The organism is Kitasatospora sp. CB02891, assembly GCF_002803145.1.
Taxonomy (GTDB): domain Bacteria; phylum Actinomycetota; class Actinomycetes; order Streptomycetales; family Streptomycetaceae; genus Kitasatospora; species Kitasatospora griseola.
Genome location: NZ_NNBO01000004.1, coordinates 163,629 through 176,349 on the forward strand (window position 1 = coordinate 163,629; position 12,721 = coordinate 176,349).

General features: G+C 74.0%; 6 protein-coding genes. 5 read left to right on the plus strand and 1 reads right to left on the minus strand.

The window, feature by feature from the left end; genetic code table 11:
- The first annotated feature begins 421 nt into the window (after positions 1-421).
- From CG736_RS36115 to CG736_RS11865, 3 genes are all read left to right on the plus strand, one after another.
- Positions 422-631 carry a transposase gene (locus CG736_RS36115; RefSeq protein ID WP_157815531.1) on the plus strand — a complete coding sequence of 70 codons (210 nt, stop codon included), beginning with the start codon at positions 422-424 and terminating at the stop codon, positions 629-631.
- A gap of 353 nt (positions 632-984) precedes the next feature.
- Positions 985-1,122, plus strand: a complete 138-nt coding sequence (locus tag CG736_RS36120) for a hypothetical protein (protein WP_157815532.1) — start codon at positions 985-987, stop codon at positions 1,120-1,122.
- Between the two features lie 102 nt (positions 1,123-1,224).
- Positions 1,225-2,244, plus strand: coding sequence for a PQQ-like beta-propeller repeat protein (locus tag CG736_RS11865; RefSeq protein ID WP_100586145.1), 1,020 nt, complete (start codon positions 1,225-1,227; stop codon positions 2,242-2,244).
- Positions 2,245-2,334: 90 nt separating this feature from the next.
- Here CG736_RS11865 and CG736_RS11870 read toward each other — a convergent pair whose 3' ends face one another.
- Positions 2,335-2,958 carry a DNA-binding response regulator gene (locus tag CG736_RS11870; protein ID WP_083462206.1) on the minus strand — a complete coding sequence of 208 codons (624 nt, stop codon included), beginning with the start codon at positions 2,956-2,958 and terminating at the stop codon, positions 2,335-2,337.
- A 216-nt stretch (positions 2,959-3,174) separates the two neighbouring features.
- Here CG736_RS11870 and mce point away from each other — a divergent pair, with 216 nt between their 5' ends.
- Both mce and CG736_RS11880 read left to right on the plus strand, forming a co-directional pair.
- Positions 3,175-3,612, plus strand: coding sequence for a methylmalonyl-CoA epimerase (gene mce / locus CG736_RS11875; RefSeq protein ID WP_232733945.1), 438 nt, complete (start codon positions 3,175-3,177; stop codon positions 3,610-3,612).
- 368 nt (positions 3,613-3,980) lie between these two features.
- Positions 3,981-12,719 (plus strand): type I polyketide synthase, encoded by an 8,739-nt coding sequence (locus CG736_RS11880; RefSeq protein WP_100586146.1) that lies wholly within the window; start codon positions 3,981-3,983, stop codon positions 12,717-12,719.
- The last annotated feature ends 2 nt before the right edge of the window (positions 12,720-12,721 follow it).

Sequence of the window (12,721 nt, forward strand, 5' to 3'; positions counted from 1 at the left end):
GCGGGTGCGCTCGGCGAGGTCGGGGCAGGCTCCACTTCTCCCGATCGCGCAAGTCCCAGGTCGTCCGCACCAAGGCGGCGGGCACCGGCGCGTCCACCACCGCGCGGAGGCCGAAGAGGGCGCCGGCCGGACGGTGGGCCGGGCCGAGGAGGAGCCAGGGGCCGCCGCGCTCAAGCGACTGGAGCGGACCCGGGCAGCCGGCGCCGAGCCGCGTCCGTGCTGGACGTGCCGGGCTCGATCGGAGGGGGGAGGGTTCGTTGCTGGAGCCGGCGGAGCAGGCCGGCCCGGATCCGGAGTGCCCGCGGTGCGAGCGGGGCGGCGCGGTCAAGGACTGGGGCCCGCTGGTGCTGCGTGTCCCGACCGGGCGCGAGCGGATGGCGGTTCTGGTCCCCACCCGGACGATCCGTGGCGGGATGGCCGAGTGCTTGCGCGCCTCGCGCTGACCGTGGTCAAACGCACCGACGACACCACGGACTCCGTCGTGCTACCCAAAAGGCGGCTGGTGGAGCGGACGTTCGCGTGGCTGATGCGCTCACGTCGCCTCGCTCGCGACCACGAGGGCCGCGCCGACACCTCGGAGGCGATGATCCGGTGGTCGATGAGCGTGGTCATGAGCCGCCGACTCACCTGACGGCCGCACTGAACATGCCCGGCTTATCCTTCGCCGGCCGCCCCTGCGCGACCAGCCGCTTCGCCTCCGACCGCACCCTTCGACCTTCGCCGGAACGGCTTCCAGGGTGGACCGCAGGGGGCCGTCTGTGCGCTGCTGCATGCCCGAATAATTGACGCGTACATGGCTGCGCGTCTGGTCCCGGACAGTCCGATGGGAGACAGTCGAAGGCCCTTCCGGGGCGCTGGCGGACGGGCGAAGCTAGTGATCGCCGCCAGGGAAACCGACCGGGCGGCGAACCGGAGAGAGTGCCAACCGCGGGGCGCTGGACCGGAACTCCCCTTGCTGGAACCACTGCTGAGGAAGTCACCGACATGCTCGCTCGTCTCGCCAAGATCACCGCGGTCGCTGCTCTCGCCTTCGCCGCCCTGCTCGCCGCCCCCGCCGCGTTCGACTCCGCCTCCTCCGCCGACACCGTCACCGTGGCGGACGGCAGCCTCGGCTGGGGCTGAGCCCGAGGGGTCGACCCCCTGAACACCGGCCGCCGGTCGAACTCCCGGCGCCGGCAAGCGGATGCGACCGCTGTTCCTGCAGGACAGCGCTACAACAACATCGTGGACAGCGCCCCGGCCCCCCTGTCGCACTCGTCGTCGACGGTGGTGGACCAGAACGGGACGGTGCGGGTCTACCGCCGTGGTGCGGACAGTCACGTCTACGAGAACCACTTGGACAAGGGTGGTTCGTGGTCGGGCTGGTGGGGCATGGGCGGCAACGTGGCGGGTCAGCCGGCGGCGACGGTGGCGAAGGACGGGACGATCATCGTGGTTGGCATCGGTCCTGACCACGTCCTGTACGAGGCTGATCTGCGTCCGTTCCAGGGTTGGAACAAGTGGATGGATCTGGGTGGCAGCAACCTGGACAACAACCCGGCTGCGATCACGGACAACAACGGCATGGTCCGGGTGTATGCGCACGGCACGAACGGCCACCTGTACGAGAAGACCGTTGTGCCGGGTCAGTCGTGGTCGGTGACGTGGGACATGGGTGGCAGCTACAACCTGGTGGGTTCGCCCGCGGCGACTGTCGCGAAGGACAACACGGTGATCGTGGTCGCGATCGGCTCCGACCACAAGCTCTACGAGAACGACCTGCGGCCGAACCAGAGTTGGAGCGTCGGCATGGATCTGGGCGGAAGCAACCTGGACAACAACCCGGCCGCGGTCACCGACAACAACGGCATGGTCCGGATCTACGCGCACGGCACGAACGGCCACCTGTACGAGAAGACCGTTGTGCCGGGTCAGCCGTGGTCGGTGACGTGGGACATGGGCGGTGGCAACAACCTGGTCGGTTCGCCCTCGGCGGCGGTCGGTCAGGACAACACGGTGATCGTGGTCGCGCACGGCGCCGACCGCAAGCTGTACGAGAACGACCTTCGGCCGAACCAGAGTTGGAACGTCGGCATGAACCTCGGCGGTGACATCCTCGACGGTTCGCCGTCGACGGTGACCGACACGGACGGCAAGGTCCGGGTCTACTCGGGCGCCACCAACGGCAACGTCTTCGAGAAGTCCGTCATCCCGGGCCAGCCCTGGTCCGTGATGTGGAGCCTGGGCGGCAACTTCCCCGCCTGATCGCCGGTCACCCCGGCAACCGGCCTGGTCGGCCGGGATGTTCTCGGCCCTGGCCGGTCCGGCAGATCCTGCCGGGCCGGCCTTCGGCGATCAGTGACCGTGGTGGTCGAGCCAGCCGGCCTCGCGGGCGATCCGGACGGCGTCCACCCGGTTGCGTGCGTTGAGCTTCATCACCGCTGCTGTGAGGTAGTTGCGGACCGTGCGGACCGAGAGGAAGAGCCGGTCGGCGATCTCGTCGGCCTCCGCGCCGTGTCCGGCCTGTCGCAGCACCTCGGTCTCGCGCTGGGTCAGCGGGTTCTCGGCCCCGGCGTCGAAGGCGGAGAGCGCGAGCTGCGGGTCGACCACCCGTTCGCCGGCCGCCACCGCCCGGATCGCCTCGCTGAGTTGACGCGGCGGCACGTCCTTGAGGATGAAGCCGGAGACCTTGCACTCCAGGGCGCGGCGCAGGGTGCCGGGCCGGCCGAGGCTGGTCAGGATGAGCGCGCGGCACTCGGGGAGCTGGTCGTGCAGCTGCGCGGCGGCGCTCAGGCCGTCCAGGCCGGGCAGGTCGACGTCGATGACCGCCACGTCGGGTCGCACCCGCAGCGCCTCGGACACGATCTGGTCGCCCCTGGCGAGCTCGGCGACCACCTCCAGGTCGTCCTCCAGGTTGAGCAGGGCGACGAGCGCGCCGCGGAGCATGGACATGTCCTCGGCGAGCAGAATCCGGATCACGCGCGTCCTCCCCGGCCCTGAGCGGGCGACCTTACCGACCTCGCCCTCAGGGTACGAGATCTCGGGCCGTCCGGAGTCCGGGTCGCCGCAGAACCGCTTGAGCGCCGCTTGAGTCGGCCTGGAGAATGCCTTGACAATTCCTGGTGAATTCCCCGGTGGGCCTGTTCACCCGGGCATTCTCTGACTTACTCTCGACGCATGACGGACACTCTAGCAATGGCGGGAACGTCAATCGGCCTGCGCCGTATCGACCACGTCGGTATCGCGGTCCCCGACCTCGACGAGGCCATCGACCGGTACCAGCGCGTCTTCGGAATGCAGTGTGTGCACGTGGAGGAGAATGTCGAGCAGGGCGTGCGCGAGGCCATGCTCGCGGTCGACCCGCTGGACGCCGAGGGCAGCCGCATCCAGCTGCTCGCCCCGCTCTCCCCGGACTCCGTCATCGGGCGCTTCATCGGCAAGTCGGGCCCCGGGCTGCAGCAGCTGGCCTACACCGTGACCGACCTGGACGCGGCCTGCGACGAGCTGCGGATCCGTGGCGTGCGGCTCCTCTACGACACTCCGCAGCGCGGCACCGCGGGCTCCCGGGTCAACTTCGTCTTCCCCAAGGACGCCGGCGGCGTGCTGGTGGAGCTGGTCGAGACGGCCTGCTGACCCCCTGCACCCCCTGCACCCCCTGCACCACCCGCAACACCTGCACCAATCCCATCCCCCCACGCGAGGCCCCGGGCGACTGCCACCCGGGGCCTCGTCGTTTCCGCAGGTGGAGGCGGATCCGCCGGAGTGCTGAGCCGCTCCGGCCGTCCTCGTCCCACCAGATGTTGATCACCCCGACCGCGTCTCAACCTTTTGGTTGAGTTTTCGGCCCGACTGAATCAAACGGACGACGCAAAAAGGTTCGACCGTTATGCCGAAGACACCCGACAAAGTCCGCCCATAAGCTGCGGGCGCCGAGGAGCGGGAATTTTTCTGACAACCCTCCGTAGGCGGCAAGTCGGCAACCCGAATTCCTGGAGCGAAAGATGGCGAAGGCCGGGCACCGCAGCGAGTACACAACACTCGTCGACCACTACCGGGCGGTTTTCCTCGAGCACCCTCAGGACCGGACGTACCGGTTCCTGCCGGACGGGGAGGGCGCCCCGTTCTGCCTGACCAACGCCGAGCTCGACCAGCGGGCCCGCGCGCTCGCCGTGCTGCTGCGCGAGCGGGTGGGGGCCGGCGAGCGGGCGTTGATCGTCTGCCCGCCCGGGCTGGACTACGTCGTGTCGTACTACGCCTGCCTGTACGCGGGGGTGATCGCGGTACCGGTCTACCCGCCGGATCCGACCCTGCTCAAGCGCACCCTGCCCCGGCTGGTCGGGGTGGTGGAGGACGCCAGGCCGAAGGCGGTGCTGGCCCCGGCCGCGGTGACCGCGACGGCGGACCAGTTCGCGGCGTACGTCCCGTCGTTCGCCGAGCTGCTCTGGGTCAGCGTGGACGAGATCGACCTGACCGCGGCCGACTCCTGGCAGCGGCCCGACATCACCGGCGACTCCCTCGCCTTCCTGCAGTACACCTCCGGCTCCACCAGCAGCCCCAAGGGCGTGATGGTCGGTCACGCCAACCTGGTGCACAACCTGGCGGCGCTCAACCGCCGTTTCTTCGACGCCACCCCGGACGACCACATGGTCATCTGGCTGCCGCCGTACCACGACATGGGCCTGATCGCCGGTCTGCTGGCGCCCGCCTTCGGCAACTACCCGGTCACCTTCATGCCGCCGTTCGCCTTCCTGAAGCGCCCGCTGCGCTGGCTGGAGGCGATCTCGACGGCCGGCGGCACGCTCAGCGGCGCCCCCAACTTCGCCTACGACCTGTGCGTGGCCAAGAGCACCGAGGAGGAGCGGGCCGCGCTCGACCTCAGCAACTGGCGCGTCACCCTGAACGGCGCCGAGCCGGTCCGGCTGGAGAGCATGGACCGGTTCGCCCGGGCCTTCGCGACGTCCGGGTTCCGCCGCCGGGCCTTCATGCCCGGCTACGGCCTGGCCGAGGCCACCCTCGCCGTCACCGGCGGGCACCTCGGCGAGCGGCGGGCGGTGCGCAGGTTGCAGGCCACCGCGCTCGCCGAGCAGGCCACCGCGGTGGACGCGGTGGACGGCGAGGAGTTCCGCACCGTCGTCGGCTGCGGCCCGTCGCTGGAGGACCAGCAGCTGGCCATCGTCGACCCGGTGACCCGGCGCCGGCTGCCGGACGGCAAGGTCGGCGAGATCTGGCTGGCCGGTCCGAGCATGGCGCACGGCTACTGGGCGCGCCCGCAGGAGACCGAGAACATCTTCCGGGCCACCATCGACGACACCGGCGAGGGTCCGTTCCTGCGCACCGGCGACCTGGGCTTCCTGGACGGCACTGAGCTCTACGTGGCCGGCCGCGCCAAGGACCTGATCATCATCGACGGCCTCAACCACTACCCGCAGGACATCGAGCGCTCCATCGAGTCGGTGGACCCGGGGCTGCGCCAGGGCTGCGGCATCGCCGGAACCCGCGAGATCGACGGCGCCGAGCGGCTGATCATCGTGCACGAGGTGGGCGGCAGGCCGCAGGACCTGGACGCCGAGGCCGTCTTCGCCGCGATCCGGGCCCGGGTCGCCGAGGTGCACGGCATCCCCGTGCACACCATCGCCCTGGTGCGGCGCGGCGGGGTGCCCAAGACCTCCAGCGGCAAGCTGCAGCGCTCGCTCTGCCTGGACACCTACCTGGCCGGCAACATGCGCCCGCTCGCCGTCTGGACCGCGGACGGCAACGTGCCCACGGCCGCCGAGCCCGCTGCCGAGCCCGTCGTCGAGCCCGTCACCGCCGCCGAGCCCGTCGTCGAGGACGCGCCGCAGGCCCCCGGCGCCCAGGAGATCGAGGCCTGGCTGACCGAGCGGCTGGCCCGCACCCTGGACTGCGACCCGGCCGGCATCGACCGCACGGCGCCGATCGCCGGGCTGGGCATGCGCTCGGTCGACCTGGTCTCGCTGATCGGCGAGCTGGAGCGCCACCTGGGCCGCACCCTCTCGGCCACCCTCGCCTGGGCCTACCCGACCGTCGAGGCGCTCGCCGCGCACCTGGCCGGCGCCGAGCCCGCGGCGGTCGGGGCCCCGCAGGACTCCGAGCCCGCAGAGCCCGCCGAGCCCGCGTCCGTCCCGGCGTTCCTGACCCCCGCCGCGACCGCCGAGTACGCCGCCGAGCCGATGGCCGTGGTCGGCATCGGCTGCCGCTTCCCCGGCGGCGCCAACGGCCCCGAGGGCTTCTGGCAGCTGCTCACCGAGGGCCGTGACGCCGTCACCGAGGTGCCCGAGGACCGCTGGAAGCTCGCCGACTACGCCACCGACGACCCCGCCGAGCCGGGCCGCACCACCAGCCGCTGGGGCGGCTTCCTGGACGACGTGCACGGCTTCGACGCGCAGTTCTTCGGCATCTCCTCGGCCGAGGCCGCCCGGATGGACCCGCAGCAGCGGCTGCTGGCCGAGGTCGCCTGGGAGGCGCTGGAGGACGCCGGCCTGCCCGCCGAGCAGCTGGCCGGCACCGCCACCGGGGTCTTCGTCGGCATCTCCAGCTTCGACCACGGTGTGCAGAACTTCCACGAGATCGAGAAGATCGACGCTTACACCGGCACCGGCAGCGCGCTGAGCATCGCCGCCAACCGGCTCTCCTACCTGTTCGACCTGCGCGGTCCCAGCATGGCCGTGGACACCGCCTGCTCGTCCTCGCTGGTCGCCGTCCACCAGGCCGCCGCCGCGCTGGCCTCCGGCGAGTGCACGCTGGCGCTGGCCGCGGGCGTCAACCTGATCCTCTCCCCGGCGCTGGCCGTCAACTTCTCCAAGGCCGGGGCGATGGCCTCGGACGGTCGCTGCAAGGCCTTCGACGCCCGCGCCGACGGCTACGTCCGGGCCGAGGGCTGCGGCGTGGTGGTGCTCAAGCCGCTCGGCCGGGCGCTCGCCGACAAGGACCGGATCTACGCCGTGGTGCGCGGCAGCGCCGTCAACCAGGACGGGCGCAGCAACGGCATCATGGCCCCGAACCCGCTCGCCCAGGAGGCAGTGCTGCGCGCCGCCTACGACGCGGCCCGGGTCCGCCCCGAGCAGGTGCAGTACGTCGAGGCGCACGGCACCGGCACCCTGCTCGGCGACCCGATCGAGGCCCAGGCGTTGTCCGCCGTGCTCTGCGCGGACCGCGCCCCGGAGCAGCCGATGCTGATCGGCTCGGTCAAGTCCAACCTCGGCCACATGGAGGCGGCGGCCGGCATCGGCGGCCTGATCAAGGCCGCGCTGGCGCTCAGCCACCGCTCGATCCCGGCCAGCCTGCACTTCGAGACCCCCAACCCGCACATCCCGTTCCGGGAGCTGGCACTGCGGGTGGTCGACCGGGCGCAGCCCTGGCCCGTCACCGCCGGCCCGGCGCTGGCCGGCGTCAGCTCCTTCGGCTTCGGCGGCACCAACGCGCACCTGGTGCTGGAGGAGGGGCCGCGCACCCGTCCGGCCGCGCCGGCCGCCGGCGACGCGGCCGCCGTCCGGCCGCTGCTGCTGTCGGCCCGCGACCCGCAGGCGCTGGCCGCGCTCGCCGAGCGCTACCGCGAGCTGCTGGACCGCGCGGACGGCGCGCCGCTGACCGCCACCGCCGCGACCGCCGCGCTGCGCCGCACCCAGCACCCCGAGCACCGCCTCGCCGTGCTGGGCAGCACCGTCGAGGAGTGGCAGGCCGGGCTGGCCGCGTTCCTGGCCGGCGAGGAGCACCCCGCGCTGCTGCACGGCAGCCGGGTGCTCGGCCGCACCTCGCGCACCGCGTTCGTGTTCTGCGGCCAGGGGCCGCGCTGGTGGCCGGTGGCCGCCGACCTGATGGACGAGCCGGTGTTCCGTGCCGTCCTGGAGCGCTGCGACGAACTGCTGCGCCCGCACACCAACTGGTCGCTGCTGGCCCAACTCGCCGCCGGGCAGCAGGAGTCCAGGCTCACCGACACCGCCGTCGGCCAGCCCGCGCTGTGCGCCGTGCAGATCGCGCTGGCCACCCAGTGGCAGGCCTGGGGCGTGCGGCCGGACACCGTGGTCGGCCACAGCGTCGGCGAGATCGCCGCCGCGCATGTCGCCGGGGCGCTCACCCTGCAGGAGGCGCTGCTGGTGGCGCTGCACCGCGGCCGGGTGCTGCACTCGGCGGTCGGCCGGGGCCGGATGGCCGTGGTCGGCGTCGGCTTCGACGAGGCCGAGCGGCTGGTGGCCGGCTCCGGCCTGGCCCGGGTCTGGGTCGCCGGGGCGAACGGCCCGCAGTCGGCGGTGCTGTCCGGCGACGGCGCCGAGATCGAGGAGCTGGCCGCCCGCCTGACCGCGGACGGGCTGTTCTGCCGGGTGCTGGAGTCGGTCGAGTTCCCCTCGCACTGCCCGCTGATGGACCAGCCCGCCGACGACCTGCGCCGCCTGCTGGAGGGCCTGGCGCCGCGCCCGACCAAGGTGCCGTTCCTGTCCACCGTGCACGGCCGGCTGCTGGACGGCGCCGAGCTGGACGCCGCCTACTGGGGCGCCAACCTGCGCAGCCCCGTGCTGTTCGACCAGGCGGTGTCCGCGCTGGTGGAGTCCGGCCACGGCGCGTTCGTCGAGGTCGGCCCGCACCCGACGCTGCTCGGCCCGATCGCGGACCGGCTCGGCGCGGACGGCGCCGACGGCGTGGCGGTCGGCTCGCTGCGCCGCGACGAGCCCGGCCGCCCCGCGCTACTCGCCGCGCTGTCCCGACTGCACTGCGCCGGCCACCCGGTGGACTGGAGCCGGCTGCTCCCCGTGGGCGGCCCCAACCTGACGCTGCCGTCCTACCCCTGGCAGCACCAGCAGAGCCGGCTCACCGACGGCCCGGCGGTCCGCCGCCGCACCGCCGGCGGCCACCCGCTGCGCGAGACCGCGCTGCGTTCCGCCGTCGAGCCCCGCACCCTGCACTGGAGCGCCACCGTGGACCGGGCCGGCTTCGGCTGGCTGGCGGACCACCAGGTCGGCGGCACCGCCGTGCTGCCCGCCGCGCTGCTGCTGGACGCCGCGCTGGCCGCCGCCCGGGAGGCGCTGGGCGAGCAGCGGGTGACGCTGGAGAACGTCGCGCTCACTGCCATGAACGTGCTGCCCGACGAGGCGGCCGACGCCACCTGGCAGTTGGTGCTGCAGCCCGGCGCCGGGAACACCGGCTCCTTCCGCCAGCTGTCCGGGCCGACCGGCGGGGCCGCGGCGGACGGCGGCTGGACCGAGGCCGCCACGGGCCGCTACCGGGCCGCCGACGAGGCCGCGCCGGCCTCCGTCGACCTGGCCGAACTGCGGGCCCGCTGCGCCGAGCCGGTCGAGGCCGAGGGCTTCTACCGGGCGATGGAGCGCGCCGGGATCGGCTACGGCCCCGCCTTCCAGGGCGTGCGCACGCTGCGGCGCGGCACCGGTGAGGCGCTCGCCGAGCTGCGCGACGCGGTGGAGCTCACCGGCGAGAGCGCCGCCCACCTGGTCCACCCCGCCGTCCTGGACAGCTGCCTGCAGGCGCTGGCCGCCGCGCTGGACGGCGCCCTGGGTGACGGCACCGCCACCCATCTCCCGGTCGGCGTCGGCTCGTTCACCCTGCACACCGCCCGCGCCGTGCCGGCCTGGGCGCACGCGGTGCGCGGCACCGCCGAGCCGGACGGCTTCGCCGGCTGCCGGGTGGAGCTGCTGGCCGCCGACGGCACCGTCCTCGGCACCCTGGACGGCATCACCCTGCAGCGCCTCGGCGGCGCCGCGGACACCGAGCCGGGAGCGGAGGCCCTGCTCGACCTCGCCTGGCAGCCGGCCGACGCCCCCGCGCCCGCCGAGGGCGTCGAGCCGGGCGGCTGGTGGCTGCTGCTCGCCGACCGGAGCGGCACCGCCGACGCGCTCGCCGCCGAACTGCGCTCCCGCGGCGCCCAGGTGGTCACCGCCACCGCCGGCGAGCGGGCCGAACAGCTCGGCCCGGACGCCCACCGGCTGCCGCCGCTGGCCCCCGGCGCCCTGTCCGGGCTGCTCGCCGAGCTGCGCGACTCCCGCCCCGGCAGCTGCCTCGGCGTGCTGAGCGCCTGGGCGCTGGACGCGCCCGAGCCGGAGGCGGACGGCGGCGAGCACCTGCTGTGGACCGGGCAGGACGCGGCCACCGCCGCCGCCCTGCACACCGTGCAGGCGCTGGCCGGCGCCGGCTTCGCGGCCCCGCCCCGGCTGGCGCTGCTCACCCGCGGCGCCCAGCACGTCCCGGGCGACGGGCCGGCCGTCGCGCTCGCCCAGGCCCCGCTGTGGGGACTGGCCCGGGTGGCCGTCCTGGAGCACGCCGAGCTGCGGCCGCTCGTCGTGGACCTGGACCCGGCGACCGCCCCGGGCTCGGCCGTCGAGGCGGCGCTGCTGGCCGACCGGCTGCTCGCCGAGTCCGGCCCCGCCCAGCTGGCGGTGCGCGGCGGGGCCTGCCTGACGCCCCGTCTGGAGCCGCGCCGCGCGGTGGACGGCGGCGCCTGGCACCGCCGTCGCTACGACCGGGCCCGGGACACCAACCTGCGGGTGCTGGCCGAGCGGCCGGGCATCCTGGAGAGCCTGGTGCCGACCGTGTGGCGGCGCACCGCGCCGGGCCCCGGCCAGGTGGAGATCGAGGTGGCCGCCGCCGGCCTGAACTTCAACGACCTGCTGAAGGCGATGGGCGACTGCCCGGGCGTGCCGAGCGGCGTGGTGCCGCTGGGCGGCGAGTGCGCCGGCCGGGTGGCAGCGGTCGGCGAGGGCGTGGACGACCTGCGGGTCGGCGACCCGGTGATGGCGGTGGCCGGCTCCACCATGGCCGAGTTCACCACCACCGGCCGCCACCTGGTGGTGCCCCGCCCCGAGGGACTGACCGACGAGCAGGCGGCCGGGGTGCCGATCGCCTTCCTCACCGCCGTGTACGGCCTGGAGTACCTGGGCCGGCTGGCCCCGGGCGAGAAGGTGCTGATCCACTCCGCCGCGGGCGGCGTCGGGCTGGCCGCGATCCAGGTGGCCAAGCGCTGCGGCGCCGAGGTGTTCGCCACCGCCGGCACCGAGGAGAAGCGCGAACTGCTGCGCTCGCTCGGCGTGGCGCACGTGCTGGACTCCCGTTCGCTGGAGTTCGCCGACCGGATCGCGGCCGTCACCGGCGGGCGCGGCGTCGACGTGGTGCTCAACTCGCTGGCCGGCGAGGCGCTCGCCCGCAGCATGGAACTGCTCGCCCCGGGCGGACGGTTCGTGGAGATCGGCAAGCGCGACGTGTACGGCGACACCCCGCTCAGGATGCGTCTGCTCAGGGACAACCGGTCGTTCTTCGCCGTCGACCTGGAGTACTCGTTCGCCGAACAGCCCGCCCTGGTGCGGCACTTGTTCGCCGAGGTGGCCGAGGGCTTCGCCCGCGGCGAGTTCGGCGCGCTGCCGGTGACCGCCTTCGGCTACGGCGAGGCGGCCAGGGCCTTCTCCTTCATGGCCAAGGCCAGGCACACCGGCAAGATCGTGCTGCGGCCCGAGGCGCAGACGCAGGTCGCGGTCCGCGCGGACCTGCCGCCGGTCGGCCCCGGCGCCGGCTACCTGGTCACCGGCGGTCTCGGCGGCCTGGGTCTGGCCACCGCGCGCTACCTGGCCGACCAGGGCGCCCGCCACCTGGTGCTGGTCGGCCGCTCCGCCCCGTCCGCCGAGGCCGAGGCCGCGATCGCGGAGCTGCGGGAGCGCGGGGTGTCCGTCCTGGTGCGCCCGGTGGACGTCTCGCAGCGCGCCGAGGTGGACGCGCTGCTCGCCGAGATGGACGCCGAACTGCCGCCGCTGGGCGGTGTGGTGCACACCGCCGGTGTGCTGGACGACGGCCTGCTGCTCCAGCTGGACCAGCAGCGCTTCCAGGCGGTCGCCCGGCCGAAGGCGGCCGGCGCCTGGCACCTGCACGAGGCCACCCGGGAGCGGGAGCTGGACTTCTTCGTCCTCTACTCCTCGGCCGCCGCGCTGCTCGGCTCCGCCAGCCAGGCCAACTACGCCGCCGCCAACGCGTTCCTGGACGGACTGGCGCTGCACCGCCGCTCCCAGGGCCTGCCCGCGCTGAGCATCGCCTGGGGCCCGTGGTCCGAGGTGGGCCTGGCCGCCCGGCCCGACCGCGGGGGCGCGCTGTCCACCCGCGGTGTGCTCAGCCTGAGCCCGGCCGACGGCATCGCCGCGTTCGACCGGCTGATGCGCACCACCGACCCGCTGGCCTGTGTGCTGCCGCTGGACCGGGAGCGCCTCGCCGAGGCCGCGGCCGGCGGCCTGCTGCCCGCGCTGCTGCTCGACCTGGTCGCCGACCGGACGGGCGCGGCCGCCGGGGCCGGCTCCCGGCAGGCGTCCGGCGAACTGCGCGGCCGGCTGCTGGCCGTGGAGCCGGGCCGGCGCCGCCGGACCCTGCTGGTGCGGCACTGTGTCGACCAGGCCGCCAAGGTGCTGGGCCTGGAGCCGTCGCTGGTCGACCCGGCGGCGCCGCTGGTCGGCCTCGGATTCGACTCGCTGATGTCCCTGGAGCTGCGCAAGCGCCTGGAGGCATCCACCGGCACCAACCTGCCGGCCACTCTCACCTGGCGCTTCCCCTCGATCGAGGTGATGGTGCCGTTCCTCGCGGAGCAGATGGAGATCGCGTTGGAGGCCGCCGTCGAGCAACCGGTGCAGGCCGCCGCCGAGTCGGTCGCCGAGGCCGAGCTCGACGAGCTGTCCATCGAGGACCTCGAAGCCCTCCTCGCCGCCAAGTCCGCACAGTTCGAGCAGATTCACGAAGGGCGTTGACC

Coding starts and splice junctions, on each gene's coding strand:
- CG736_RS36120 (WP_157815532.1), top strand. CDS start 985: ATGCTCGCTCGTCTCGCCAAGATCACCGCGGTCGCTGCTCTCGCCTTC.
- mce (WP_232733945.1), top strand. CDS start 3,175: ATGGCGGGAACGTCAATCGGCCTGCGCCGTATCGACCACGTCGGTATC.
- CG736_RS11880 (WP_100586146.1), top strand. CDS start 3,981: ATGGCGAAGGCCGGGCACCGCAGCGAGTACACAACACTCGTCGACCAC.